The organism is Acetobacter sp. AC2005, from assembly GCF_037901235.1.
Lineage (GTDB): Bacteria > Pseudomonadota > Alphaproteobacteria > Acetobacterales > Acetobacteraceae > Acetobacter > Acetobacter oryzoeni.
Genome location: NZ_CP149625.1, coordinates 1,045,841 through 1,072,135, shown reverse-complemented (window position 1 = coordinate 1,072,135; position 26,295 = coordinate 1,045,841). Strand labels below are relative to the sequence as shown.

Here is a 26,295-nt window from a genome sequence, read left to right as displayed (position 1 = left end):
GAATATACGCTCCCCCAGAGGTACGATACGTAAATAAAAGTGGTAAGGACGTTAATCCCGAACGGCAGGTCTGTTTCTTTATCCTGCTGTCCGAGGTGGCGCCAGACCCCGTGGTGGTGTAAGGGGACGGACCAATCACACACACACACTGATGCGCCGGTTGCTTTTTACCACATGGCAAAGGGCCTTGGGTGTGCTGGACAGACAGAGCTGGGGCCTTGAAGAAGCTTACGGTTTTTCTTACTTTTCTCGGGCTTGTGGCCGTTACGGCAGCAATGGCATGGAGCGGTTTCGATTCCGTTTTGCATGCTGTTATGCGTATAGGTCTGGGCGGCTTTCTTGTAATGGTATGCTGCCAGTTGCTGGTAGATGGCGTTCTGGGGCTGGCCTGGCATGCGGCTTTTCCCGAACTGGGCTATTTCCGGCTGCTGTCCGCCCGTATGGTGCGCGATGCGGCGGCTACATGTCTGCCTTTTTCTCAGCTTGGTGGCATTGTTATCGGGATTCGGGCCACGTGTTCATCACATGGGTTTTATAAAGGCGATAAGCGGGAAGTCGCGTTGCCAGAGGCGGCTTGCGCCAATCTGGTAGATATCACCACGGAAGTGATGGGGCAGGTGGCTTTTGTGCTGCTGGCCGTTGCTTTTCTGGTGGCGCATCAGCGTTCCAGCCCGTTTGTTGTGCCCGTGGTGTGTGGCGCGGTGTTTCTGATTGCAGGTACGGCCGGGTTTATCTGGACCCAGCGGCATGGTGGTAATCTGTTCCGCAAATTTGGTGGCACATTTACCCGCAGCCTTGCTTCTCAATGGCATGAAAACCTCACGCAAGGCGCGGATGATCTGCAAGAGCAGATGGAAGCCGCATGGAGCCGCCCGTGGCATATCTGCCGCTCTGCGCTGTACCATTTTGTGGGGTGGCTGGGCAGTGCGGCCATGCTGTGGCTGACGGCGCGTTTTCTGGGGGCGCATCTTTCCTTCCCCAATGCCATTGCTGTGGAAGGTGTTACCTGCGCCATCATGTCTTTGGGCTTTTTAGTGCCCGGTAGCTTGGGTGTGCAGGAAGGGGCCTACATGGCATTGGGCCATGCTTTTGGCATTGATCCTTCTGTGTCTCTTGGGCTTTCTCTGCTGCGTCGCGGACGTGAAATTATCATCGGCATTCCCGTTCTGTTGGTATGGCAGTTCATGGAAATGCACGGCCTGCGCGGTAATGACAAAAATGATGAGGACAAGGCCGCTTATCCTCCATCTTCTTCAGTGGTGAAGGATACCCACCTTGGCTGAGGATACAGTACCTGTTTTTGATACACTGGTTGTTATTGGGCCGGGGCTTATTGGGTCTTCCGTGTTGCGGCGTGCGCAGGCGGAGGGCAATCTGGCCCGCAGGCTTATAGCGGTGGATCAAAGCCCGGATGTATGCGCCCGTGTGGCAGAACTGGGTATTGCGGATGAAGTAACAACAGATGCCGCAGCCGCAGCCGCACAGGCAGATTGTGTGATGTTATGCGTGCCGGTAGGCGCTATGGGGCCAGTGGCCGCACAGGTTATTCCGGCCATGAAGCCCGGCGCAGTGTTAACGGATGTCGGTTCGACCAAGGTATCGGTTATTGAAGCCATCAGCCCTTCACTTCGGGCAGATGTGCCATATGTGCCCACGCACCCCATGGCAGGCACGGAGTTTTCTGGCCCAGATGCCGGGCTGGCAGATTTGTTTGAGAATCGCTGGTGCCTGATTACGCCGTTAGACTGCACCACCACAGAATCGCTGGAAAAAGTGCGTACCTTGTGGGAGCGTTGCGGTGCCCGCTTGCGGGAAATGACACCTGCACATCATGATCGTGTTTGTGCGATTGTAAGCCATTTGCCGCATTTGCTGGCCTTTACCATTTGCGGCACAGCAGATGATCTGGCGAGTGAAACCCGGTCTGAAGTGCTGGATTTTGCGGCATCCGGCTTTCGGGATTTTACGCGCATTGCGGCATCAGACCCCATTATGTGGCGGGATATTTTTCTTTCCAACCGTGAAGCACTGCTGGAAATGCTGGGCCGGTTTATGGAAGATGCACAGGCTATGGCGCGCGCCATCCGGTGGGGAGATTCTGATTACATTGTGGATCGGATTGAGCGGGGCCGCAAAATTCGCAAAAGCCTGATTGAGAACAAGCAGGCCTAACGCCCTACCTCCAGCTCAGGTGGGTTGCCCGTAGGCTTTAATGTGCAGTGCATCCAGCCGCTTGTGGTTGCGGTCTGTCATGGGGCTGAGTTCCAGCACTTTCTGCCATGCCTTCAGGGCGGCTTTGCCATCATTCCGATGTTCTTCAACGCTCGCCAACAGACTCCAGCTTTCCACGTCTAGTGGATCACGCTGCAAGGCTTCACCAATGTCGGTGATAGCCCCTTTTAGGTCTCCAGCTACAAGGCGCATCTGGGCGCGTGTGCGCCACAGAATGGCTTGGTCGGGTTGCAGGGCCAGTGCATCGCCTATGTCTTCCACTGCATCATCTGGCTTATCGGTTGTCAGGTCTTTTTCAGCCCGACGTACCAGAAGCTGCGTGGTGGGGGAGAGTTTGGCAGAGCGGAGGGCTTCCAGCTTTTCTTGTAGGTCATGAGCCTCTTCTGGCGTTTTGGCATGAGCCAAGGCCGTGGAGAGCTGTTTGATCTGCTCAGCAACGCTGTTGGGATGCTGTGCTGCCGTATTTGCTTGTAAGGGAGCGGAGGTAGCTGGTGGCGTGCTGGCTTGTGCCCATCCCGTAGCGGGAAGGCCCAGATGTATTGCGCAGAGGCCGACAAACAAAAACCCGTTTCTCCGGCAAGCGGAAAAACGGGTTTTACGCATGACATGCGTGTTCAGCCAGCCAAAAAGGGCCGGATGACGCATGAAATTAGCCCTGACGAGCTTTCATGCGAGGGTTCTTCTTGTTGATAACATAAACCCGGCCGCGACGACGCACTACACGGCAGTCTTTATCGCGCACTTTGGCCGACTTCAGGCTGTTTCTGATTTTCATGGCCCGTTTTCTCCGCCGATGCTGATGGACGTACAAAATAAGTTGGCTCGGCACATACCGGGTGCGTGCGTTAGAGTCAATATTTCTCGCAGTTTCGGGCGCATTTTCTTACAATTTAACGGCTTTATTTGTTTTGCGAGAGGTAGATACGGGTGGAGCTAATGCCACAAAGGTTGCGGCGAGTGTCTGAAAATCTGCCGCGCGGGGAGATCTCGGCCGCCATGCCAGCCCAATGGTGCGCCGTGCCAGATCACTGGTAAGAGGCCGTGCAATAAGGTTGCGCCCCTGCAGAATGCCGGCATGAATGGCCAGTTCGGGCATGATGGCAATGCCCAACCCCAGTTCCACCATTTCTGCCATGGAGTGGAGAGACATGGCGGTAAAAGTGGAGTCGCTTTCTCCTTCAGATCCGCTACGGCTTGGGCTCTGGCGGCAAATGGCCAAAGTTTGATCACGCAGGCAGTGCCCATCTTCCATCATGATCATACTGTGTTCGGATAGCTGAGAAGCGGGCACGGCAGATAAGGCAGAAAATGGGTGATCAGGCCGCATAATCACCCGGAAAGGATCTTGCCATAATGGGTGTGTTTCCGTGCCATCACACAGGCAGGGCATGGCCAGCACCAGTATGTCCAACTGGCCGAGGGAGAGTTTTTCTAGCAGATGTTCGGTGGTGTCTTCCGTAATGGAGAGCAAAAGGCGGGGAAAATGCTCTCGCAGGTTACGCACAAGTTGCGGAATCAGAAACGGCCCGATGGTTGGAATAATGCCGACTCGTAGTGGCCCTGTCAGTGGTGTGCGGGCTGCGGCGGCCAGTTGTGGCACGGCTTCCAGCGCGGCCAGTGCCTGCCGGGCTTTGAGGGCAATTTCGTGCCCCAAAGGGGTGAACACCACTTTCTTGCCTACGGTGCGGTCCAGCAAAGGGGCATCAAGCTGGCGTTCCAGTGCCATAATTCCGGCGGAAAGGGTGGATTGCGTTACAGCACAAGCGGCAGCGGCCCGCCCGAAATGGCGCAGTTCTGAAAGGGTGATCAGATAGCGTAATTGCTGGGCAGAAGGCAGCGGCAGCACGGCATGATTTCCTGATGCAATGTATCTGAGAGGCAAATCTTCGGCATTTCATCGAATACTTCAATGATTTTGATATAAAATATTCATTGGCTTAAATGAAAAAGCCGCGCCATACAGGATACCACAGCCGGTGGCACGTTGGTGCTGCATGGCGTGTGCCAAGCTATAAGGAGCAAGATTATGCTGACAGTTGGCGATAAATTTCCAAGCTTTGATCTGACCGCCGTTCCTGGTGGCCCGGAAGGCCTGAAGGGCGACTTCGTTCAGATTTCTGACAAGAGCGATGCCGGTAAGTGGAAGATCGTATTCTTCTGGCCGATGGACTTCACGTTCGTTTGCCCGACAGAAATCGTGGCTTTCGGTAAGCTGGCCAAAGACTTCGCTGATCGTGATGCCGTTGTGTACGGTGTGTCCATTGACAGCCAGTTCGTGCACCTTAACTGGCGCCTGCATCATGATGACCTGAAGGATCTGCCGATCCCGATGCTGGCTGACATCAAGCGTGAGCTGACAGAAGGCACAGGCGTTCTGGCTAAAGAAGCCGGCGTTGCCCTGCGCGCGACCTTTGTTGTGGACCCGCATGGCGTGATCCGCCACGTGTCTGTCAACGATCTGTCCGTTGGTCGTAACCCTCAGGAAATCCTGCGTATTCTGGATGGTCTGCAGAGCGACGAACTGTGCCCATGTAACTGGAAGAAGGGTGACGACTTTATTAAAGTCTGAGCCTGAAAATTTCATCTGGCCTACGGGCCAGATGAGGCGGTGCGGGTGGCATTTGTCACCCGTTGCCTTCTTCCAGAAGGGGAGGGCGGTAGCCCTGATGCGGTTACCATCTGTGCCAAACAGTGGTGCAGCTTACGCGGCAAAAACCGTAATGACGCTATGCGTCTGATTTTTCCGAATAACCTGAAAACTGGAAAACGCTATGTCCATTGATTCAATCAAGGATCGTATTCCCGATTACGCTAAAGACCTGCGGCTGAATCTCAGCTCCTTGGCCAATGATGTTACGCTGACACCGCAGCAGCTTGCGGGCACATTTGTGGCATCTGCACTGGCAGCCCGGAATGATGAAGTGACATCAGCCATTGTGGCGCAGTTTGCTTCAACACTTTCCCCCGAAGCACTGACGGCGGCTAAATCAGCCAACGCCATCATGGCCATGAACAATATTTACTATCGCTTTGTGCACATGGCGGGTGGTGAATATTCCAAAATGCCTGCACAGCTGCGCATGAGCGTGATTGCCAAGCCCGGCGTAGAAAAAGCTGATTTTGAGCTGTGGTGTCTGGCGGTTTCCGTGATTAACGGGTGTGATCTGTGCGTAACCAGCCATGAAAAGATTGTGCGCGAAGCGTTGGGGGCATCTGCCGTGCAAACAGCTGCGCGTATTGCTGCCACAGTGCATGCCGTTGCAGTTATTCTGCAGGGTGCCAGCGCTTTAGGTGATTGAAGCTGAAAAGCCTTGCTTCCGGCTGCTTGGCAGCCGGACAAAAGCAGGCCGCACCACTTTGTGTTCCTAAAAGAAATTAAATTTTTAAGGAAATAAAGTGGCGCGAGTGACGGGGCTCGAACCCGCGACCTCCGGCGTGACAGGCCGGCGCTCTAACCAACTGAGCTACACCCGCAGTTTCAACGCGCTTTCGTGCGTTGGTATGTCGCGCTTTATAGCGATGTTTTCGCGTTTGGCAACAGGGTTTTTATAAAAAAATTCATTTCAGGAAATTTTTCTCTCGCCAAGCCCAGAAAAGCGGCAATTTCTTTTGAAAGGAATGGCTTATTTTGCCTTTTCAAATGCCCCAGCAATGGAAAGCTCCACTTTGTCTGCCACCAGAGGCACATAGGTTTTTATGCCATAGGCACTGCGTTTCAGCTCTCCCGTAGCCTGAAAGCCCACAGTATAGGTTTTGTTCATGGGGTTTTGCCCAGCACCTATAAAGCGTGCATGCAGGGTGAGCGGCTGTGTAATGCCATGTAGCGTGAATTGTCCCTCAATATCAGCTGTGTCTGTGCCGGTTTGTGTGATTTTGGAGGAAACAAATTCAGCCTTGGGGTAGCGGGCCACATCAAACCACTCAGATGTTTTGAGCTCTTCGGTCAGTTTGGTGCTGGGTGTCAGGATGCTGCCAACAGGGATGGAAACGCTCAGGCGGGATTGGGCTGGCTGGGCAGGATCCAGCGCAAGCGTGCCCGATGCGTTGGAGAAAAAGCCAGCATAATTGGTAAAGCCCAGATGGAGCACAGAAAACACCACTTGTGTGTGGTTGGGATCTACAGCGTAGTTTCCCTGTTCAACGGCAGAAAAGGCTGGAGCAGCTTGAGCTGTGGAGAGAACAAAGGTTAATCCCACAAGTGTCAGGAAAGGGCGCGGGAAAGAGGTGCTCATAAGCTGTTCCTTCAAAAACGAGAGCTTTTAGAGGCATAGCTCCTGAGCAAACAGAAAGTTTCCGGTAAGTTTTTTCCGCCTCTAACCGAAGCGGAATCCAGATAGCGCTTTACCCAAAACTATATCGCTATACGTGCGCACGCCTTCATCCTGCCCGGCAGCACCTGCTGCCACCATAAGTGGCAGTAAATGTTCCTCGCGCGGGTGGCAGACGCGTGCACTGGGTGCAGAGGCCCAGTGTATGAGCTGTGTATTGCGTTCAACTGGTGGGGCGGTCACCGCTTTTGCCAGCCATGTATCAAATTCTTGTGCAGCCTGATTGGTAGCAGGAGAGCCGTTCATGAAGTGGCGTAGGTTATGGTAGGTCATGCCCGTACCAACAATCAGCACATTCTGGGCACGCAGAGGTTCCAGAGCAGCTCCAAGGGCAATATGGGCTGCGGGATCCATGCTTTTCAGCAGGGATAGCTCCACAATCGGAATATCGGCGTCTTCAAACGCCAGCATAAAGGGGATGAAAACGCCGTGGTCGAACCCGCGTTCTTCGTCTGTGGCACATGGCATGCCAACTTCATGCAAAAGGCTACAAACAGTGCTGGCCAGCGCAGGGCTACCCGGTGCCGGGTATTGCAACTGATAGGTGTGTGGCGGAAAGCCATAGTAATCATAAATGAGCGGTGGATTGGGCGCAGCCGTAACGGTGGGGATGTCTTCTTCCCAATGGCCAGAAACCACCACAATGGCATCGGGTTTGCGGGGCAGGGTGTTTTGCGTACCGCGGAGATATTCCGCCATCCGGTCCCACGTATCGGGCCAATCCATAAAAAAGCAGGGGCCACCACCATGAGGGAGAAAGAGAACAGGCTGACGTGAGGGAAGGGAAGACCCCGTGATGGGCATGCTGGTTTTCTCCAATATCCGTGCGTCATATTGGAGGGGAAGGGCATGCTTGATAAGCCGTTTTCTGGAAGAACTCTTTTTGCGCAGGGTATGAGGCAAGAAAAAAGCTGCGGGGCAGAAGTCGCCGCAGCTTTTTTGTAAGCAGAGTGCAAAGGCGGCTTATTTGCCTTTTGCAGCTTCCAGAGCTTTTACAATGAACTCGCCTGCTTCTTCCTTGGTGCCCCAACCGGTTACTTTCACCCATTTGCCTTTTTCGAGGTCTTTATAGCGGGTGAAGAAGTGTTCAATGGCCTGCACGGTAATTTCCGGCAGATCGCTCACGCTTTCCACTTTGGTAAACTGCGGGTGCACTTTGTCGTGCGGGACGCAGATGATTTTTTCGTCCTGACCGGATTCGTCTTCCATCTTCAGAACGCCAATCGGGCGGGCGCGAATCACGCAGCCGGGCACAACATTGTGCGGGGTCAGCACCAGAGCGTCCGTCGGGTCGCCATCAGCCGCCAGCGTGTTGGGGATAAAGCCGTAAGCCGTGGGGTAAGCCATGGGCGTGAACAGAAAACGGTCTACCACAAGGGCGCCGCTTTCTTTGTCAATTTCGTATTTGACTGAAGAACCCTGCGGAATTTCGATCACGACGTTAATATCAAACGGCACATCTTTGCCGGGGGAAAGTTTTGAAACGTCCATTGAAGACTGCTCCAGAGCTGAAAAATTAAAGGCGGCAAACCCTATCTGGCAGATGCCCGCTTGCCAAGAGTAATGCGTTTTTCATGCCAACTGGCAGTTTTCAGCACAGAAACCCTTGCCAAATCGCTCAGGTTGCGTAATCAGGAACCCGCCTGCGCGCCCGTAGCTCAATTGGTTAGAGCGGGCCGCTCATAACGGCTTGGTTGCGGGTTCAAGTCCTGCCGGGCGCAGGCGATAACAGCTTGCTGCGCCGATGTGGTCGCACCCGCCAGTTTTATCTTACCCATCCGCATTACGGGAGTTCATTATCATGGCATCCTATCAATACGTTTATGTCATGAAGGATCTGACAAAGTCCTATCCCGGCGGGCGTGAAGTGTTCAAAGGCATCACGCTGTCCTTCATGCCGGGTGCCAAAATTGGCATTCTGGGTGTGAACGGTGCTGGTAAGTCCACCCTGCTGAAAATCATGGCCGGCATCGACAAGGAATTCGGCGGTGAGGCATGGGCCGCAGAAGGCGTGCGAGTTGGCTATCTGGAGCAGGAACCGCAGCTAGACCCCAAGCTGACCGTGGGTGAGAACGTGGCTCTGGGCTTTGGTGATCTCAAAAAGGCCGTAGATCGGTTTAACGAGATTTCCGCCCGCTTTGCCGAACCCATGGAAGATGAGGAAATGAATGCCCTGCTGGCCGAACAGGCCGAATTGCAGGAAAAGATTGATGCCGGTGATGGCTGGGAGCTGGACCGCAAGCTGGATATTGCGCTGGACGCCCTGCGCTGCCCACCGGCAGATAGCCCGGTCGATAAGCTTTCCGGTGGTGAGCGCCGCCGCGTGGCCCTGTGCCGCCTGCTGCTGGAAAAGCCCGACCTGCTGCTATTGGACGAACCCACCAACCATCTGGATGCTGAAAGTGTTGCGTGGCTTGAACGCACGCTTAAGGATTACGATGGCACCGTGATGGTCATTACCCATGACCGTTACTTCCTGGACAACGTGACCAACTGGATTCTGGAAATCGAGCGTGGCCGCGGTATTCCGTTCGAGGGTAACTATTCCTCCTGGCTGGAACAGAAGCGTAAGCGCCTGGCTCAGGAAGAAAAGGAAGAAAGTGCCCGCCAGCGCGCATTGGCTGCGGAACAGGAATGGATTAACGCCAGCCCCAAAGCCCGACAGACCAAAAGCAAAGCCCGTATTACCAAATATGAGGAAATGCTGGCTGCCAGTGCTGAAAAAGTTAGCGGCGTGGCAGACATTGTTATTCCACCCGGCCCACGCCTTGGTGGCACTGTTATTGAAGCCGAAAACCTAACCAAGGGTTTTGGTGAGCGCCTGCTGATTGATAACCTTAACTTTAAGCTGCCGCCGGGTGGCATTGTGGGGGTTATTGGTCCGAACGGTGCTGGTAAATCCACCCTGTTCAAAATGATTATTGGGCAGGAAAAGCCAGATGCGGGTGACCTGAAGATTGGTGAAACCGTAAAGCTTGGCTACGTAGACCAGTCTCGTGATGATCTCGATGCAGACAAAACCGTGTGGGAAGAAATTTCCGGCGGCACAGATGTGATCTATCTTGGCAAACGGGCTGTGCCTTCACGTGCCTATGTTGGGGCCTTTAACTTCAAAGGGTCTGACCAGCAGAAGAAGGTAGGCGTGCTTTCTGGTGGTGAGCGCAACCGTGTGCATCTGGCCAAGATGCTCCGTCAGGAAAGCAACGTGATCCTGTTGGACGAACCGACCAACGATCTGGACGTAGATACCCTGCGTGCGTTGGAAGATGCACTGGCAGAATTTCCTGGTTGTGCTGTGGTGATCTCGCATGATCGCTGGTTCCTGGACCGTCTGGCAACGCATATTCTGGCCTTTGAAGGCGATTCCCACGTGGAATGGTTTGAAGGGAACTTCCAGGCATATGAAGAAGACAAGCGCCGTCGTCTGGGCCCGGAGGCTACAGAACCTGGCCGTATCCAGTACAAACCTCTTGCGCGCTAAGTAAGGTTAATAGGAGCCCTGAGTTTACTGGGCTCCTATCTTGATGAAGGCACCATGTATTACCGGCAGCATGTGCAATTAAAGGAAGGGCACCTGCCTTTTCTTTGCTGCAAGGCGTGAATTGTGGATTCGCGTTCGGTCAGAACCCCGCGCTTACTGCTTCAGCCCGTAACTTGGCGGGATATGGAAGATATGGTGCGCCTGAAGGCAGATGGGGGTGCCTTTGGCCGCATGCTTGGTGGTGTGCGCAGCCGCCAGCAGGCGGAACTGGAAATGGCGGATGATATCGCTTTCTGGGCCTGTCATCGGGTAGGTATTTTTACTATTCATGAAAAAGGCCGCTTTGTAGGGATGACCGGTATTCATGACCGGCCAGATGGGCGCGGCTTTGCCCTGCGTTTTGCACTTTTTCCGTGGGCCAGTGGCCGTGGCATTGCGCGAGAGGCCGCAGGGGCAGCCCTTAACTTTGCGCATGACGCCGGGATTAATAAAGTGATTGCCGTTGCGGCAGAAAGCAATGTGGCATCCCGCACTATTCTGGGCGGCATTGGGATGCGGGTGGAAGAAACGTTTCAGAGAGATGGCCAGACAATGCTGGTTTATGAAAGCGTTTGGCCCAAGCCATAAAAAAGGGGTGTTCCATATGGAACACCCCTTTTTAAATTGGAATATGTTTGCGTTAGTTAGCTGGTGCGTTGTGGTGGCTCAGCTGGCGCTGCAAGGCATCCAGCAGGGCACCTACGTTACCGCCATTGCGCGCGATGTAGGATGAATAGTCATTCCGCTGTGTCAGGCGCAGGCTTGCACCTTCACCAATAACGTCCACCACTTTGGGGCTGCCAGAGGTATCGCTTACAATCCACTGCATGGCAGCGGCAGGCTGCTGTGGGCGCACCAGCGTGCTGTCTACGGCGTATTCACCAGCACCAGTGCTGGTAACATTGCCCAGCGTAAAGTTTACGCCGCGGTATTCACCCAGCTTGTCTGTAATGGCGTTAACCAGAACCTGATGGAACAGGCCCAGATAACGCTGCTGCTGATCTGGAGAAGCGGTTTTCCAGTAACGGCCCAGACAGTAACGACCGATTCCATCAATATCGACGTTCTTCTGCACCAAAGGCAGCACTTTTTCTTTCTTTTCAGCCAACGGAATAGGGCTGTTGACGATGGCAACAAGCTGGTTGCCAAACACCTGAATAAACTGTTTTGCGTTTTCCGCAGCGCGTGCGGGAGCGGAAAAAAGGCCACCAGCGCAAAGCAGGGCAAAGGCACCCAGAACAACACGGCGGCTTGAAAGAAATTTCATGTCTGTGTACCCTTTTGGCTGTTTTTTTTAATGGTACCAGTCTGGCACGGTCGCACGGTTATCATTCTTGATGGCTTCGGCCTGCGCCCGGCGCTGTTGCTGATAGGCACTACGGATGGTGGCATAAGGATCCAACGCATCACGTTCCAGCGCATCAAGCTCATCCAGATGCTCAGAACGGGCATGAACCACCCCAAACAGGTTATACGCCCAGTTGAAGCTGACCAACCCGTATCCGCGTGGCACATAGTCCCATGGAGAAAGGCCTTGGTCAATGGCGTAGCCAATACCATCACGGATAGAAGATGGCCCCATGGGCAGGAACAGATAAGGCCCTGCGGGAATGCCCCAGTTGGCCAATGTCATGCCGGCATCGTTATCATGGTGCGGAAACCCGGCCATTTTAGCCACGTCAATCAAACCACCCAAGCCTACAGTCATGTTCACGCACCAGCGTACAAACATATCGCCTGCGCGGCGTGGTTTGCCGGCCCCTACATCGTTAAAGAACACGGAGGGCTCGTTCATGGTTCTGACAAGGTTGCCCAAAGAATTACGCACCGGGCGCGGTACGGCCCATACGTAAGCCTTGGCCATGGGGCGAAGGGCCCACTTATCGAACTTCATGGTCATGTTGAACATCTTGCGGTTCAACGGTTCGTAGGGATCGTTCGCGGCCTTGTATTCGGCCAGAGCATCCGGGTCCTTGGGCACAGGTGCCTTAATGGCGCTGCATCCTGCCGTGCCCAGCAAAGTGGCGGCCAGGCAGAATGTGCCCAGACGAAAACGGCGCTGTGCCGAGGAACCTTCCCGCGTTTGACTTTTTTTTGCCTGCGCGCGAGGGCGGAGCCTTGAGCCGTTCCGTCCTGAAATCATTGCCACCTTTACCTTTGCTCTGTGACGACTGTCTGGCCCATGCTGTATGCAGGCCAATTGCTGTCGCTTTCTCTACCACGAGAAACCAGCGGCGCAATGGCAGGGCTTACTTGCATAACAAACAGGGGCGTAAAATAGACCTGTGTGCGCGACCTTTGACAGCGGAGTGAGAGATTTTTGTGCAACCTGTTGCCAGAAAGTCGCACTTTCTATCTTGCTTCAAAAAGAAAAGAGAATCCTGAAATCAAAGACCACGATCACGCTTGATGATATCCCACGCAGCATTAATGCGTGAAATCTTGACGGATGCGGCTTCAATTTCAACGGCGCTGGCATTCCGGGCCAGAAGGATATCCGGGTGATATTGCCGCACCAGCTTTTTCCAGAGAGCGCGCAGTTCTTCGTTTGAAAGATCAGGCGAGGCCCCCATAACAGCATAGGCATCATCTTCAGCCATTGCTGGGGTAGACCGCCCATGGGCTGCACGTTCCCAAGCGCCACGGCTCAGGCCAAACAGAGCATGCACGCGCTTGAGAAAGCGCTCTTCCTCTGGAGCCAGTGGTTCATCCGCAGCCAGATCAGCCCGTGCAATTGTAAACAGAATCCCCATCAGGTCTTCCAACGGGCGTTTGTCTGTTGCGTAAACCTGCCCCAGTTCGCGCGCAAAAGCCTCGTAGTCATCCGTGCGCTGGCGGGCCATATCAAACAGGCGGCCAACTTCACGCATGTTTTCATCAGGCACGCGAAAACGAGATTTAAAGGCGTTGATTTCACGCCGGTTAACGGGTGCATCGCACTTGGCCAGCTTGGCGCTTAAAATAACGCAGGACAGCCCATAAAGCTGTTCCTTCTTGCCAAGGGCAGCAGCCAGCTTGGCGGCCACAAAGGTGGCTGCACCATTAGGGTCTGGCCGTGCACGCGCAGCCCATTTATCGCTCCAACCGCCTGTAGGGGGCTGAAGAATCGCACCTGTATCTGCTGCGTGGCCCAGTGCTGTGCCAACCGCTGCGCCAACCGGGCCGCCTACGGCAAAACCGGCTACGCCACCAAAAATTTTACCCCAGATCGCCATAAAAGCAGTTTATCACGTTCTGGCAGCCTGCCCAAACAACCTGATGCGTTAAAGCGGGCACAGCAGTTCTGCGTTGTTTTCAGGTGCCGGGAGTCGCACTTGTGGCAAGCTGTTGTGTCAGCCATTCCAGCGCATAAACCCGCAAGGCAGAGGCCAGTGATTGCTCGGGAGAACGTGCTGCATCCACCTTTGTAACCAGTTGAGGCAACGTTTGTTTCTGCTGGTTTGCAATATCTTCCAGCGCGTTCCAGAAGCTGGGTTCCAGTGCCACGCTGGTATCATGGCCTGCCAGAATTAGGCTGCGTTTGCGTAAATGGCGGCTCAAGTTGCCTCTCCCATCAGGCACTGCGTGGCCCAATCTGCGGCTTCCGCCACCACAGAATCCGGGTCTTGCTGCAAGGACTGTGCGTAGGGCAGCAGTTCCGGGTGGCCGGAATTGCCAATGGCTATCAGCACATTACGTATAAACCGGTTGCGGCCAATGCGTTTGATGGGAGAGCCAGAAAACATGGTGCGAAAAGCGGCATCATCAAGCTGGCTGAGCACTGCCAGTTCTGGCGCTATCAAATCTGGCCGCGGTTGTAGCTTGATGTGGCGAGATGCCTGGGCAAAGCGGTTCCATGGGCATACGGCCAGACAATCATCGCACCCATAGATATGTGTGCCAATGGCTTTGCGTAGTGGGGCAGGAATAGGGCCTGCATGTTCAATGGTCAGGTAGGAAATGCACTTGCGTGCATCCATTTGATAAGGAGCAGGAAAAGCCTGCGTGGGGCATGCATTCAGGCAACGGGTACAGCTGCCGCAACTGCCCCCAGAATCGGCAGATGTTGGCAGTTCCAGCGTGGTGTAGATTTCACCCAGAAAGAGCCAGCTTCCGTGTTGTCGGGAAACCAGATTGGTGTGTTTGCCCTGCCAGCCTAGCCCGGCCTGTGCGGCCAAAGGCTTTTCTGCCACGGGGGCTGTATCAACAAATACTTTCACATCCGGGGGTGTATCCAGCACCATGCGGGCTTCACGCACAACAAACTGTGCCAGATGCTTGAGCATGCCCTTAACAACATCGTGATAATCACGGTGGCGCGCATAAACGGAAATATTCCCGCATGTGCGATTCTGAAGTGTGTTTAATGGATTCTCTGCCGGTGCATAGTTCAGGCCCAATGCAATAACACTGCGGGCTTCTGGCCATAGAGCGGTGGGTTGACTGCGCTGCTCTGTGCGGTCTGCCAGCCAGCCCATTTCACCATGATATCCTTCAGCCAAAAAGTCTTTCAGCCGCGCACGCACCTCCGGGCCCAGATGGGCGGGGCAGAAGCCAATGGCATCAAACCCCAGTTCCAGCGCCTTGATGCGTATTTTTTCCGCCAGTTTTACCGCGGGTGCAATCATGGAAGCACTTGTTCAGGGAACGGGCGGAATGGCGGGTTGTGGCATTTCATCTTCCGTCCAATCCTCTGCTGCCCATTCTGCACGCAAAGTGGTGGCCAACGCATCTAACCGTTTTTCAACAATCGCCTGTCGAATCTGGCGCATCAGGCGCTGGTAATAGGCAATATTATGCCATGTCAGCAGCATGGGGCCGAGAATTTCATTGGCGCGGAACAAATGGTGCAGATAGGCGCGGCTATGGCGTGAACAGGCCAGACAGTCACAATGCGGAGAAATGGGGCGTGCATCTGTGGCATGGCGTGCATTGCGCAGGTTGAGCGTACCGCGCTCGGTATAGGCGCGGGCGGTGCGGCCTGCGCGTGTGGGCATCACGCAGTCAAACATATCCACGCCGCGTTGCACGCTGCCCAGCAGATCATCTGGGGTACCTACGCCCATCAGGTAGCGCGGCTTGTCCTGCGGCATGATGGGGGTGGTGGTGTCTAGCGTGGCGAACATCAGTTCCTGCCCTTCGCCAACTGCCAGGCCCCCAATGGCGTAGCCTTCAAACCCGATATCGGTGAGCGCCTTTACGCTTTCCGACCGCAGTTCAGGTTCCGTGCCGCCTTGCACAATACCGAACTGACCATACCCTTCGCGCTGCACATAAGCCTGACGGGAACGCGCAGCCCAGCGCATGGAAAGCCGCATGGAAGCCGCAATGGCTTCCGGCGGTGCAGGTAGGGCTGGGCATTCATCAAAACACATGGTGATGGTGGCATCCAGCGCGTGCTGGATATCTGTTGAACTTTCAGGCGTAAGCCGATGTTCAGAACCATCAATATGGGAGCGGAAGGTGACGCCGTCCTGATCTAACCGTCGCAGCGCGCCAAGGGACATAACCTGAAAGCCCCCTGAATCTGTCAGAATCGGGCCAGACCAATCCATAAACTTATGCAGGCCACCCAAGGCGCGTATGCGCTCTGCCCCCGGCCGCAGCATGAGGTGATAGGTATTGCCCAGAACAATGCCAGCACCGGTGGAGCGCACGGCATCCATGGTCATGGCTTTTACCGTGCCAACGGTGCCAACCGGCATAAAAGTTGGGGTGGCCACAGGGCCGTGGGCTGTGTGCAGCATGCCTGCGCGCGCGGCGCCATCTGTGCTTTCACACGTCCAGTTAAAGCGGGTCATTCTACTGTTCCGAGGTGGTGGGCATGGATGGAGTGGGCGCAGCGCAGCAGGCAGGCATCGCCGTAGGAATAAAAGCGGTAACCGCTGGCAACGGCATGGGCATAAATCTGCCGGGCACGCTCAACCCCTGCAAAGGCGGAAACCAGCATGAACAGCGTAGAGCGCGGCAGGTGGAAATTGGTGAGCAGCATATCCACAGCGCGGAATTGATAGCCGGGCCGAATGAAAATGGAGGTTGTGCCATCAAACGGATGCACAATGCCGTTTTCATCTGTTGCGGTTTCCAGCAGACGCAGGCTGGTGGTGCCAATGGCAATAATACGCCCGCCAGCCTTACGGGTGGCGTTGATACGTTCTGCTGTTTCCGGGGTGATGATGCCGCGTTCTGAATGCATTTTGTGTTCAGAAATTTCGGCTTCACGCACAGGCAAAAAGGTGCCGGCCCCTACATGCAGGGTAAGTGTGCAGCGCTGGGCGCCTGTGGCATCTATGGCCTTCAGCAGCGCAGGCGTAAAATGCAGCCCGGCAGTAGGTGCGGCCACGGCCCCTTTGTTACGCTCAAAAATAGTGGCGTAATCACTGGTATCCTGCGCCGTTGGTCCTTCCGGGCGATGAATATAGGGTGGCAATGCCAATGCGCCTGCTTTTTGCAAAAACGCATCAAAAGCATCCCCTTCCGCACTGAACCGAAGGACCGCCCCCCCGCCGGGTTCTAACGCCTGCACGCGGGCTGTGTCCTGCACACCGGGGAACGCAATAGTATCGCCCACCTTGAGCCTGCGCGCATTGCGCACCAACACGTGCCAACTGCCATCTGGCTGAATCTGGTTCAGCGTAATGCCAATTTTGGCTTCTCCACGCAGGCCATGAAGCTGGGCACGAATAACGGCCGTATTGTTTGCAACCAGTAAGTCTCCCCGCTTCAGAAGCGAGGGCAGATCACGGATATGCCTGTCAGCAAACATGTCGGGCTGTGTGGCATCCAGAAGGCGCGCGGCTTCTCGCGGGCGGGCGGGTTCCTGCGCGATCAGGCTTTCTGGAAGGTGAAAATCAAAATCTTCGGTGCGGTCACTGCTCATGATGGCACCGTTTACGCAATAGGCTGGGCCAAGGCCAGAGGCAAAGGCGCAGTTCTGCAGGTGGCATGCAGCCTGTAGGGGTTGAAGAGAGGGCACTTAGGGACCAGATTCCCCTTTCAGTAACGCCGGAGGGTATTCCGGTGCACAGATATTTTAAAGGGTGACAATTTATGTCTTACGCACTTCTGGACGCAGCACGTGTTGCCAAGGCCGCTGAAGTTTCTTTGGGTGTGCTGAAAACCAGCGATGAAACCACAGAAGCGCATCAGCGTAAGGTTATTATGATTGAACGGATTGAAGCTCTGGCTAAAGCAGCAGCAGAATCCAAAGCAGGCGTTACGCTGACATCTGAAGAATTCTGGCTGATCAGCCGTAACTGGTAACAGCACGGGAGCCGCTTTTATGGCATTTGTTCTTACAAGCCCGGCCTTTGTAAATGGTGATACACTGCCGCAGGCACAGGTTTACAACGGTATGGGGCAGCACGGGCAGAATCTTTCCCCCGCGTTGGAATGGAAAGATGCCCCCGCAGGCACCAAAAGCTTTGTGGTAACGGTATATGACCCCGATGCCCCAACTGGTTCGGGCTGGTGGCATTGGGTGGTGGTGAATATTCCCGCTACTATTACAGCACTGCCAGAAGGTGCCGGTTCGGCCGGGGATAAGCTGCCAAAAGGTGCCATGCAGGTGCGCACAGATTTTGGCGTGCCGGGTTATGGTGGGGCTGCCCCTCCGCCGGGGCGCGTGCACCGTTATGTCTTTACGGTTTATGCGCTGGATGTGCCTACGTTGGATGTGCAGGAAGATTCCAGCCCGGCATTGGTTGGTTTTATGGTCAACCACCACAAGTTGGCTTCTGCCAGCCTGACAGCTCTATATGGTAGTGGCTCCCGCGACTAAGTTTTCATTCCCCTGAACCTTTTTATCAGGTTCAGGAGAATGTCCCTAGCGTGTGTAGGCTTTCAGATCGTTTAAAACATCATCTGGTGTCACAAGCCCTGTTTGCTCATGCTGCGGCATAACCAGAAGGGGCGGACCATCATTTAAGAACCGGATGGAAAGTTGCGCCCAGCGAGACCGGACAAACCGACGAAAGACCTGAGCCAATGCGCAGCGGTCCATGTCTGTATGATACGGGTTGCTGGGTGAGCAGACAGTATTCAAATAATCACTCATAAAAGCGGCAATGGCGGGTACAAGTTCGGCTTCGCCAAAATAGGCCAAAGCCGTATTCATGCTCCACGGCGTGCCATATTGCTGCTGACCGTTGTCATCAAACTGGGTCAGATCAAAGCCATATGTTGCATGGGCCTTCATATCCCGCAGCAGGCTTACAAAATTAGCAGGAAAATAACCTGCGCAATCCCCTATCAAAACCGGCACCCTAAACTGGGCCGCAATATCGGGCAGGATCAGATAGCGTAATGCCGGTTCCAGCGCGGTGGCATCTGATCTGGTTTCTCCGTGCCCAAAGCTGAGCCGCAATGTTGTGGCATGACTTTCTAACCACTCTGAAACAGTGGAAAGAAAGGTAAGCTGATCCACCGTTGGGTTGGCAACACCAAGGCAAAGCTGGATTTTGCCAGCAGAACGATCTTCCCGGCACGCATGGAGAAGGGAAAGAACAAGCCCCGGAACCAGATCAAAATGTTGCCCCGTGCAGGCAAAAGCCAAGCAGGTGGAAGGTTGTTCTTCTGGCATGCTGAAGTGCCATTGCCAGTTTGCCACACCCGTTACATCCGGTATGGCGCGGCTGGCCAAGCGCCCGCATTCCTGCATGCTGAGCCATGAAAATACCCCTTGATCATACGGGGCAGGGGCCATGTTATCCTGCACAGCCAGTTTGCGGGCAATGGCGTAATGCTCATCCGCTTCGGCCTGTAGGCCGGCTAGCCAGCTTGTATGGCCCAAGCCTAGTTCTTCCCACCAGCTCAGGCCATTTAACCGCGCTTCTGTTGTTAACAGGCGTAGGCGGTTTTCTGTATCCAGTTTCTGGAAAGCCTGCTCAAACAAAGAGCTATAAACGCGTCGAATATCGGGGCCATTTTTGGCTGCAAGGCGCATAGGCACCAGCAGCGTATCAAACGGTGTTTCAAAAGCAGGAAGGCCGACGCAGCTTAAAACGCCAGGCACCAGCAAAAGTACACTTTCTCCAGCTTTTTGCCGTGCCACCAATGGGGCAAGCAGTGTGCTGATATCTCGATCAGGATAACGGGTGGTAAGAGACTGCTCCATGAGCGTGGCGGCAGTATCGTAATTTTTAGTGCGCAGCGCCAGAATGGCGGCCATCCATTGCAGTTCGGGCCGTGGGTCATGCTGGCGGGCAAGGGTTAAAAAGCCGTCAGCCAGTTCCCATTGTCCAAAAAGAGCGCATAAACGCGCCAATTGCACGCATGTACCTGTATCACGCGGGGTAACACTTAAGCGCAGAATCTGTTCGCGCAGATCATCCAGCGTTGCCCAAGGTGTTGTGGCAGGGCGCAATGTGTTTGTTTGCAGAAGATGCAGCACATCTTCCATCAGCCCAGACAAAATATGGGAAGGGCACACAGTAAAGGTAACCTTTTCTGGTGCGGCTTCACTCCACAGCGTTATGGTGTCTTTTGTGCGTGTGGCTTGCAGTTGTTCTGCGGGCCATTTGTGGCCACCCAATTGCAGATGATGTTCTGCACAGGTGGCGCGTCCAACAAAACGTGTGCCCAGATACCATTCCTGTTCTGTAAGATCGCGCAGGATGGAAAGCAACTCTGACGGCAAAAGCAGAAAACGTTCCCACGTGGCGCAAAGCGGCACCACATCGAATACATTTTGCTCTCGGCTGGAAAGATAACCTTTACCAGCCCGGAGAGACACAAGCGGGCGGCCAGCAAAGTTTTCGACCGCTTCTGCTTGGGTAAATATTCCACCGGGGTTTAATACCCCAGATTGCGCATCCAGCGTGGCTGGAGTTGTGCCACGCATAAAGGATTGCGCAAAGGAAACCGCGTGCAGGCGCAGCCCCGAGTAACCCACCAGAGCACCATGCCAAGAGAGAAGATAGAACGGCATGGGCTGATCCTATAAAACGATCGGGCTGGTGGAAATAATGTAAAACAATGGCACGACTTTTTATGCCGCGGCATCCAGCAGGTGGGGAAGATACTGTTCCAGCTTGATGCGCACCGGCATCAGGTAGGCCTTGCCTTTTTCCTGCGCCAGTTCCTTAAGCACCGTTTGTGCAAACTGGATATTGGCATCCAGTGTAGGAGAAAAATCACGCGGGAAAACAATGTGGTTTGTTGTTTCCCAATAAGAGCGTGATTTGGGGCCAATAACGGGGGAAAGCCCCCAGAACACGCATTCGCCCTGCATCCATTCCCGGCACAGGTCAAACAGTTTTAGGTCAAATACAGGCTGTGTGAAAAAACCAATGGCTCCGGCTTCTTTCTTGCGGGCCACATCTTCCAGCTCTTTCCACGGCGCGCGGCGGTAGGGGTCAAACGCCGCATAAACCTTCAGATGCGGTGCTTCACGCCGGTAGCGGCGGATAATGCTTTCCGTGCTGTTGGGGTATGTGCGGTGGCTGAGATCTGCCGGAGGGTCACCATGCACAACCAGAATCTCTTCCAACCCCGGTTGGTCCGCCCCGGGTAGGGGGGCATCTGGTGCAATATCTATGGCCCGGATGTGTGGAATAACATTTCCAAACTGTGGGCGTACAAGTGCCGCGGCATCCCAACTGCGGAGGGGAAAGCGCATCAGGTCAGGAATGTTCAGCGTATCTGCAACAGAAAATGTGGCTTTAACTGTAGCCACATCTGTTGCCAGAGCCTCAGCAGAACGTGGGATTAGCTCAACCGAAAGGCGGGAAAGGCTCATTCTGCGCTCCCCTCAAGCTGCAATTTGGCTGCGGTGAGTGTGTTTTTCAGCAGGCAGGCAATGGTCATGGGGCCAACACCACCGGGAACAGGCGTAATGCGGCCTGCTACTTTAACAGCTTCATCAAACGCAACGTCACCCACAAGGCGGGTTTTGCCATCATCGGTTTTGATGCGGGTGATACCAACGTCAATTACGGTGGCGCCGGGTTTAATCCAGTCTCCACGCACCAGTTCACGGCAACCCGTGGCCACAACCAGAATATCGGCTTGCCGTGCAAGAGCTGCCGTATCGCGCGTGTGAATATGCGCAATAGAAACCGTGCAGCCTTCTGCCAGCAGCAGCAGGGCCATAGGTTTGCCCACAAGGTTGGAAGCCCCGATAACCACGGCATGCTGGCCTTTCATATCCCCCAACTGGTCACGCAGCAGTAGCAGGCAGCCCAGCGGCGTGCAGGGAATGAGCGAGGGTAGGCCCACAGCCAAACGGCCAGCGTTGATTTCACCCAGACCATCCACATCCTTTTCAGGCAGAATGGCATTGGTTACGCGGCGGCCATCCAGCCCGTTTGGCAGGGGAAGCTGCACCAGAATGCCATGAATTTCGGGGTCTTTGTTCAGGCGGTCTATCAGCGCCAGAAGTTCGGTTTCCGATGTGTTTTCGGGTAACATATGCATGAAGGAGCGCATGCCGGCATGATGGGTCTGCACAGCCTTGTTGCGCACATACACTTCGCTGGCAGGATCATTTCCAACAAGAATAACGGCCAGACCGGGCGTTACGCCATGTTTCTCGTGAAACGCCAGAACATCCTCACGGATATGCTGACGCATTTTGGCGGCAAAGCCTTTGCCATCGATCAGGGAAGCCTGATGATCGGAGGGAAGGGAGGATGAAGATGCGTTGGTCATGGAGCTGCCAGTTGATCATGCAGAAGCGTGTGGGGTTTCAAGCCGGGGCATACGCAAAAAAACGCCAAACGACAACGTTTTCACCTGTATATGCCCGGTATGCGCAAGAAATTTCAGGTCATGTTTCACCCTGCCGATAGGGAGAAAGCACGTTAAGGGCCTCGGCTTCCGCCAATATGGCGGGGCGTTCTGCCTGAAGGAAAGCCCCAACACCATTGCGAAGAGAGGGGTTTTCCAGCCAATGGGCAGAATGTGTGAGAGCAGGCAAATAGCCACGCTGGATTTTATGTTCACCCTGCGCTCCGGCTTCTACCCGTTTGAGGCCGTGGGCAATGGCAAAATCTATGGCGCGATAATAGCACAGCTCAAAATGCAAAAATGGCCAGTTGCCAACACAGCCCCAGTTGCGTCCATACAATGTATCGCTTCCCAAAAGGTTGAGGGCAGCGGCAACGGGTGTGCCTTCATGCCGTGCTGTCATCAGCACAACGCAGTCTTGTAGGCGTTCAGAAAGTAGCGGGAAAAAATCTGGCGTCAGGTAGGCGTTGCCCCATTTTTTATCAATCGTGTTCTGGTAAAATGTGTAAAAGGCTTGCCAGTCTTCCGGCGTAATGTCTGACCCGCGCAGGGTATGAAAGCTCAGGCCAGCGGCATTGGCATCACGCCGCTCTCGCCGGATGGCTTTGCGCTTGCGTGATGAAAGTGTTTCCAGAAAATCATCAAAACAGGCGTAATTCTGATTGTGCCAGTGATACTGTAAGCCAAGGCGCGGGAGCCACCCTCGTTCAGCCAGAACATTGCTTTCCTGCTCGGTGCAGAATGTTACATGGGCGGAGGAAAGGCCCGTATCATGGCAGATCTGGCGTAGAGCATCCGCCATAACTTTTTGGGTTTCTGCCGGTGCATCGGGGTGCGTTAAAAGGCGCGGGCCCGGTGCTGGGGTAAAGGGGACGGCAATTTGCAGTTTGGGGTAATAGCGCCCCCCAGCTGCTTCAAAGGCACGCGCCCACCCTTGGTCGAACACATACTCACCCCATGAATGGCCTTTAATATAGGCAGGGCAAGTGGCGGCCAGTTGCCCATCTGGCGCGTGCAGGCTGACATGCTGTGGCAGCCAGCCTGTTTCTTTGCGTACGGAACCGCTGTCTTCTAATGCAGAAAGAAAAGCATGGCTGACAAATGGGTTATCCGCCCCCGCACAGGCATCCCACTCCGTTGCCGGAATGGCGTGGATACTGTTGTGCAGAGATACGGACCAGTCAGCCATGTCTGTCTTTCCTGCAATCTCAGCCGATTTCGAACAGCCCTTCTACTTCAACCGGGGCATCCAGCGGCAGGGAGGGCACGCCAACGGTGGAGCGCGCATGGCGCCCGGCATCACCAAATACGGCAACAGCCAGATCAGATGCACCATTCATGGCGGCTGCGTGTGAGGTGAACTCTGGCGTGCAGGCAATAAAGCCACCCAGACGCACCACGCGTTTCACGCGGGAAAGATCGCCCACAGCGGCGCGCACCTGTGCGATCACATTGATCATGCTGTAACGCGCAGCTTCAACCGCTGTTTCAACAGAAACGGCATCACCCAGCTTGCCGGTAGCAAACAGCTTGCCATCTTTAAGGGGCAACTGGCCGGAAACCACCAGAAGAGAACCTGTTTGAACGCAGGCTACATAGTTGGCAACAGGTGCAGCAGGTGTAGGCAGTTCGATACCAAGTTCAGCCAGACGGGATTCAGGAGTGCTCATCACGCTGTATTCCTTGTGTTAAAAAGCTGGGCAAGAAGCAGCAACTTGCCTCTTGCCCAGCAGAATGGACCGTATGCCTTTAGCAGACAAGCCGCAGATTACGGCGCTTGCGCCCGGTGGGGGGCGTATCATCTGCTTCTGGCAGGTCCAGCGGCAGAAGCGGGTCGGGGTCAGATTGTGCATCTTGGTGCGGGCCATCTGGCAGCCGCACACCCAGATACGTGTCTGATAAGGCGCGGAAGGCGTAATCCAACATGGATGTAGCGTAGGAGGCAACCGGGTCTCCCTCCACCGTGCCAGCCGGGCCAAAACAGGTGTAGGCAAAGTTTTCCACAAAGGCTTCCAGCGGGGCGCCGTATTGCAGGCCAATGCTCACGGCTTCACCCAGGCTTTCCATCAGCCCGCGCACCATGCCGCTTTCCCGCGTGGGGGTCAGGGCGAGTTCACCCAGCGTGCCATCTTCATATTCCCCCGTGCGCAGGAACAGCCGGTGGCCACCAATAGTGGTTTTTTGCGTAAAACCGCCGTGCCGAGGTGGCAAAGTGCGGCGTATGCCACGCTCCAGCTTGTTGCGGATTGGCTGGTTCTGCACTTCTGGCCGTGCGGGCATGCGGTCTACAAACCCAGTCAGAGCGCGATACATGGCCAAATGCGCGTTAGGGCCGGGCTGGGGTAAAACAGTTTCCCCTGCCAGCGCCGCAGCTAAAGCGGTTTCAACCGTAAAGCCGCGTGCTTCCAACCTCAGCAAAGCGCTTCTGGAAAGTTTGCCATCTGGCCGCAACATGGAAAAAGCCGGAGCCAGCCCGCAGGCTTCTACCCCCAAAAGTCCGTCTATCGGGTTGGAGGCAGAAAAGCCGGTTTCAATCGGGGCTAAAGGCGTTTCTGTTTCCACGGCTGCTTCGTTCCAGACAGCGCGCAGGGTTTCCCCCAATCCGGGCAGAACGGTGCGCACTGGTGGCAGCGGGAGAGATTCCGGCCCACGGCCAGCATGGGCAGTGAGTGTGGCCAGCGCAGCTATGGCGCACGCGGCAGCACGGCCATCTTCGCTATCATAATCCAGCCCAACGCCTGCAAGGCATGCGTCCAGATTGGTTAGCAGAATATCACCAGCCAAAGGGGTGGGGGCAAGCGTATCGGCAGGTGCAGTGGGGGCTGCTTCTGCTTGTTCTGGTGCAAATAAATCTGGCAGCGGCAGTTCCCCATTGCGCTGGCTGGCCAGTGTGCTGGCGGCATGGCGCAATACGGAACAGATCAGCCGCAGAGCCGCAACAAACGTGCGCGCAGCAAACCCTTCACCGGGGGAAACAAAGGCCGCCAGATTAACAATAAAGCCCGGCGGGCGGTCAAAACGGCAATGCCATACGGCTTCTGTTGGGGCGGCCTGCCGCGTAAGCAGCATCCACACCAAAGATCGGGCCGTGGCATCATCTGGTGCCAGCGCATCAATCCAGCGGGAGGCAAGGCTGGGTAGATCCAGCGCTTCATCTCCTGGTACAAGCTGGGCCAATGCCGTTGCGGCATCTGTATCCCATTCTGCGGGCAGCGTAACGGAGCGAAGAGGAGCGTCCGGGTCTGCTGCGGCCTCTAGCGTGCTCATCAGCACGCCATTCCAGTGGCGTCTGGCTGTTGCGTTCATGCGGGTAGTTTATCGTTTCCGCCTATCGCGTCGGAACCCGGAATCGTGCTGCCAAAAGGCAGTTAACACTCTGCATAATGAGGATATGGGGGATAACTTTTTGTGAGGTTGCGTTTCCCGCCCCAATACCGGCTGCTCGAGCGCAGTTGATCGGAAACACGTGCATATTTCATGGACCGGGCATGGCGCGGAGTCCTATCATCCACAACATGGCAAACTTTGGAACATGGCTGCATACGCGCCGGAAGGGGCGGCTGGTTGGCAAGGATGCCGATGGCCGCTGCTATTACGAATCAACAGGCCCGGCCCGTCAGGGTGGTGGGGTGGAACGGCCCGAACGTTGGGTGATCTACCTGAAAGGGGAGGATCCTTCTGCTGTGCCGCCAGAATGGTGGGGGTGGCTGCACCACACGCTGGATGCGCCTATTCCGGCAGAAGAACGCAAGCCGTGGCAGCTTCCCCATAAGCCAAATATGACAGGTACGGCACAAGCTTACAGGCCACCGGGAAGCCTGTATTCCACTGGTCAGCACCCTCCCGCAACGGGAGATTACGAAGCATGGACACCTGATGCGTGATCTGCTGCGCATTTCCTGCTAAACCGAACAGGCAATACAGGGAGTGCGATGCGGCTTATGGCTTCAGCAATGGCAGAAAAATCTCGGCGTAGTCTTACAGAACTGCTTACAGGCACTTTTGTGTTGGTGGCTATTGGCGGCATGCTGGTGGCTGCAGTGGTGGGCGAAGGCCGCAAGACAGACACAACCGGTTACCAGCTTAATGCTGATTTTACGCACATAGACGGGCTGGATATTGGCTCTGACGTGCGGCTGGCAGGCGTGACAGTCGGGCAGGTGGTGCGTGAAACTGTAGATCCGCACACCTTTAAGGCGCATGTCACCTTCACTGTGCGGCCCGATATTCATCTTTCAGATGATACGGCAGCCATTATCACCAGTGATAGTCTGCTGGGTGGCAAGTATATTGCCCTCTCCCCCGGTGGGGATGACAAAACCCTCAAACCCGGTGAAACAGTTGGGCAGACACAGGGCTCCATCAGTCTGGAGCAGTTGCTCAGCAAGTTTATTTTCTCGGTTACGGATACCCTCACACGTGCCAATAAGGCAGCACCTGCAAATGGTGGTGGCACGGGCGGGAATGATCTGCCCTGAAACAGACATAAAAATCCATTAATTCAAGATT

General features: G+C 55.1%; 29 protein-coding genes and 2 tRNA genes. 11 read left to right on the top strand and 20 right to left on the bottom strand.

Going from position 1 to position 26,295, the window contains the following annotated elements:
- Nucleotides 1–191: 191 nt before the first annotated feature.
- Entirely contained in the window at nt 192–1,283 is a 1,092-nt protein-coding gene (locus tag QQM41_RS05290) for a lysylphosphatidylglycerol synthase domain-containing protein (protein WP_339077931.1), read from the top strand.
- Nucleotides 1,276–2,172, top strand: a complete 897-nt coding sequence (locus QQM41_RS05285; RefSeq protein WP_339077930.1) for a prephenate/arogenate dehydrogenase family protein — start codon at nt 1,276–1,278, stop codon at nt 2,170–2,172. The genes QQM41_RS05290 and QQM41_RS05285 overlap by 8 nt, the downstream gene beginning before the upstream one ends.
- 15 nt (nt 2,173–2,187) lie before the next feature.
- On the opposite strand, the gene QQM41_RS05280 is transcribed toward QQM41_RS05285, so the two are convergent.
- The 3 genes from QQM41_RS05280 to QQM41_RS05270 form a co-directional block, all read right to left on the bottom strand.
- A complete protein-coding gene (locus QQM41_RS05280; protein WP_339077929.1) occupies nt 2,188–2,877 on the bottom strand; it encodes a tetratricopeptide repeat protein in 690 nt (229 codons plus the stop codon).
- A 4-nt stretch (nt 2,878–2,881) separates the two neighbouring features.
- Nucleotides 2,882–3,007: a type B 50S ribosomal protein L36 gene (gene ykgO, locus QQM41_RS05275; RefSeq protein WP_003625637.1), complete on the bottom strand. Its 126-nt coding sequence runs from the start codon at nt 3,005–3,007 to the stop codon at nt 2,882–2,884.
- A 108-nt stretch (nt 3,008–3,115) separates the two neighbouring features.
- Nucleotides 3,116–4,078 carry a hydrogen peroxide-inducible genes activator gene (locus tag QQM41_RS05270; RefSeq protein ID WP_339077928.1) on the bottom strand — a complete coding sequence of 321 codons (963 nt, stop codon included), beginning with the start codon at nt 4,076–4,078 and terminating at the stop codon, nt 3,116–3,118.
- A 180-nt stretch (nt 4,079–4,258) separates the two neighbouring features.
- Between QQM41_RS05270 and QQM41_RS05265 the strand changes: the two genes are divergently transcribed.
- On the top strand, nt 4,259–4,801 hold the full coding sequence (locus QQM41_RS05265) for a peroxiredoxin (protein WP_012812366.1): 543 nt from the start codon (nt 4,259–4,261) through the stop codon (nt 4,799–4,801).
- A gap of 202 nt (nt 4,802–5,003) precedes the next feature.
- On the top strand, nt 5,004–5,531 hold the full coding sequence (locus tag QQM41_RS05260) for a carboxymuconolactone decarboxylase family protein (RefSeq protein ID WP_050819057.1): 528 nt from the start codon (nt 5,004–5,006) through the stop codon (nt 5,529–5,531).
- 98 nt (nt 5,532–5,629) lie between these two features.
- Here QQM41_RS05260 and QQM41_RS05255 read toward each other — a convergent pair.
- The 4 genes from QQM41_RS05255 to ppa form a co-directional block, all read right to left on the bottom strand.
- A tRNA-Asp gene (locus tag QQM41_RS05255) sits at nt 5,630–5,706 on the bottom strand.
- A 149-nt stretch (nt 5,707–5,855) separates the two neighbouring features.
- A complete protein-coding gene (locus tag QQM41_RS05250; protein ID WP_050819058.1) occupies nt 5,856–6,464 on the bottom strand; it encodes a YceI family protein in 609 nt (202 codons plus the stop codon).
- 81 nt (nt 6,465–6,545) lie between these two features.
- Nucleotides 6,546–7,364, bottom strand: coding sequence for a class III extradiol ring-cleavage dioxygenase (locus QQM41_RS05245; RefSeq protein ID WP_339077927.1), 819 nt, complete (start codon nt 7,362–7,364; stop codon nt 6,546–6,548).
- A gap of 159 nt (nt 7,365–7,523) precedes the next feature.
- Nucleotides 7,524–8,051 carry an inorganic diphosphatase gene (gene ppa / locus QQM41_RS05240; RefSeq protein ID WP_003625653.1) on the bottom strand — a complete coding sequence of 176 codons (528 nt, stop codon included), beginning with the start codon at nt 8,049–8,051 and terminating at the stop codon, nt 7,524–7,526.
- A 156-nt stretch (nt 8,052–8,207) separates the two neighbouring features.
- On the opposite strand from ppa, the gene QQM41_RS05235 reads away from it, so the two are divergent.
- From QQM41_RS05235 to QQM41_RS05225, 3 genes are all read left to right on the top strand, one after another.
- A tRNA-Ile gene (locus tag QQM41_RS05235) sits at nt 8,208–8,281 on the top strand.
- Nucleotides 8,282–8,361: 80 nt separating this feature from the next.
- Complete coding sequence (ettA, locus tag QQM41_RS05230; protein ID WP_128104798.1) at nt 8,362–10,041, top strand: energy-dependent translational throttle protein EttA; 1,680 nt, start codon at nt 8,362–8,364, stop codon at nt 10,039–10,041.
- Nucleotides 10,042–10,164: 123 nt separating this feature from the next.
- Nucleotides 10,165–10,668, top strand: coding sequence for a GNAT family N-acetyltransferase (locus tag QQM41_RS05225; protein ID WP_339077926.1), 504 nt, complete (start codon nt 10,165–10,167; stop codon nt 10,666–10,668).
- A 52-nt stretch (nt 10,669–10,720) separates the two neighbouring features.
- Here QQM41_RS05225 and QQM41_RS05220 read toward each other — a convergent pair whose 3' ends face one another.
- The 7 genes from QQM41_RS05220 to queA form a co-directional block, all read right to left on the bottom strand.
- Complete coding sequence (locus tag QQM41_RS05220) at nt 10,721–11,347, bottom strand: phospholipid-binding protein MlaC (RefSeq protein ID WP_050819061.1); 627 nt, start codon at nt 11,345–11,347, stop codon at nt 10,721–10,723.
- Nucleotides 11,348–11,374: 27 nt separating this feature from the next.
- Nucleotides 11,375–12,223, bottom strand: coding sequence for a VacJ family lipoprotein (locus tag QQM41_RS05215; protein ID WP_080986737.1), 849 nt, complete (start codon nt 12,221–12,223; stop codon nt 11,375–11,377).
- A 244-nt stretch (nt 12,224–12,467) separates the two neighbouring features.
- Entirely contained in the window at nt 12,468–13,295 is an 828-nt protein-coding gene (locus QQM41_RS05210; protein ID WP_003624849.1) for a TerB family tellurite resistance protein, read from the bottom strand.
- Nucleotides 13,296–13,374: 79 nt separating this feature from the next.
- Nucleotides 13,375–13,620 (bottom strand): ribbon-helix-helix domain-containing protein, encoded by a 246-nt coding sequence (locus QQM41_RS05205; protein ID WP_339077925.1) that lies wholly within the window; start codon nt 13,618–13,620, stop codon nt 13,375–13,377.
- On the bottom strand, nt 13,617–14,687 hold the full coding sequence (gene queG, locus QQM41_RS05200; protein WP_339077924.1) for a tRNA epoxyqueuosine(34) reductase QueG: 1,071 nt from the start codon (nt 14,685–14,687) through the stop codon (nt 13,617–13,619). The genes QQM41_RS05205 and queG overlap by 4 nt, the downstream gene beginning before the upstream one ends.
- A 12-nt stretch (nt 14,688–14,699) precedes the next feature.
- Nucleotides 14,700–15,860 (bottom strand): tRNA guanosine(34) transglycosylase Tgt, encoded by a 1,161-nt coding sequence (gene tgt / locus QQM41_RS05195; protein WP_339077923.1) that lies wholly within the window; start codon nt 15,858–15,860, stop codon nt 14,700–14,702.
- Nucleotides 15,857–16,939: a tRNA preQ1(34) S-adenosylmethionine ribosyltransferase-isomerase QueA gene (gene queA / locus QQM41_RS05190; protein WP_339078061.1), complete on the bottom strand. Its 1,083-nt coding sequence runs from the start codon at nt 16,937–16,939 to the stop codon at nt 15,857–15,859. Before queA ends, tgt begins: the two co-directional genes overlap by 4 nt.
- 170 nt (nt 16,940–17,109) lie before the next feature.
- Between queA and QQM41_RS05185 the strand changes: the two genes are divergently transcribed.
- Both QQM41_RS05185 and QQM41_RS05180 read left to right on the top strand, forming a co-directional pair.
- On the top strand, nt 17,110–17,322 hold the full coding sequence (locus QQM41_RS05185) for a hypothetical protein (protein WP_003624836.1): 213 nt from the start codon (nt 17,110–17,112) through the stop codon (nt 17,320–17,322).
- Nucleotides 17,323–17,341: 19 nt separating this feature from the next.
- A complete protein-coding gene (locus QQM41_RS05180) occupies nt 17,342–17,839 on the top strand; it encodes a kinase inhibitor (protein ID WP_003624834.1) in 498 nt (165 codons plus the stop codon).
- A 45-nt stretch (nt 17,840–17,884) separates the two neighbouring features.
- On the opposite strand, the gene QQM41_RS05175 is transcribed toward QQM41_RS05180, so the two are convergent.
- The 6 genes from QQM41_RS05175 to QQM41_RS05150 form a co-directional block, all read right to left on the bottom strand.
- Nucleotides 17,885–19,987 carry a hypothetical protein gene (locus QQM41_RS05175; RefSeq protein ID WP_339077922.1) on the bottom strand — a complete coding sequence of 701 codons (2,103 nt, stop codon included), beginning with the start codon at nt 19,985–19,987 and terminating at the stop codon, nt 17,885–17,887.
- Between the two features lie 60 nt (nt 19,988–20,047).
- Complete coding sequence (locus tag QQM41_RS05170; RefSeq protein WP_339077921.1) at nt 20,048–20,797, bottom strand: methylenetetrahydrofolate reductase; 750 nt, start codon at nt 20,795–20,797, stop codon at nt 20,048–20,050.
- A complete protein-coding gene (locus QQM41_RS05165; RefSeq protein WP_339077920.1) occupies nt 20,794–21,708 on the bottom strand; it encodes a bifunctional methylenetetrahydrofolate dehydrogenase/methenyltetrahydrofolate cyclohydrolase in 915 nt (304 codons plus the stop codon). The genes QQM41_RS05170 and QQM41_RS05165 overlap by 4 nt, the downstream gene beginning before the upstream one ends.
- A 118-nt stretch (nt 21,709–21,826) precedes the next feature.
- Nucleotides 21,827–22,975 (bottom strand): GNAT family N-acetyltransferase, encoded by a 1,149-nt coding sequence (locus QQM41_RS05160; protein ID WP_339077919.1) that lies wholly within the window; start codon nt 22,973–22,975, stop codon nt 21,827–21,829.
- Between the two features lie 19 nt (nt 22,976–22,994).
- Complete coding sequence (locus tag QQM41_RS05155; RefSeq protein WP_003624824.1) at nt 22,995–23,459, bottom strand: RidA family protein; 465 nt, start codon at nt 23,457–23,459, stop codon at nt 22,995–22,997.
- 76 nt (nt 23,460–23,535) lie between these two features.
- Nucleotides 23,536–25,092: a vitamin B12-dependent ribonucleotide reductase gene (locus tag QQM41_RS05150; RefSeq protein WP_339077918.1), complete on the bottom strand. Its 1,557-nt coding sequence runs from the start codon at nt 25,090–25,092 to the stop codon at nt 23,536–23,538.
- A 209-nt stretch (nt 25,093–25,301) separates the two neighbouring features.
- Between QQM41_RS05150 and QQM41_RS05145 the strand changes: the two genes are divergently transcribed.
- Nucleotides 25,302–25,670: an NADH:ubiquinone oxidoreductase subunit NDUFA12 gene (locus QQM41_RS05145; protein ID WP_128106172.1), complete on the top strand. Its 369-nt coding sequence runs from the start codon at nt 25,302–25,304 to the stop codon at nt 25,668–25,670.
- 48 nt (nt 25,671–25,718) lie between these two features.
- Nucleotides 25,719–26,264: an outer membrane lipid asymmetry maintenance protein MlaD gene (mlaD, locus tag QQM41_RS05140; protein WP_003624817.1), complete on the top strand. Its 546-nt coding sequence runs from the start codon at nt 25,719–25,721 to the stop codon at nt 26,262–26,264.
- Nucleotides 26,265–26,295: the final 31 nt, after the last annotated feature.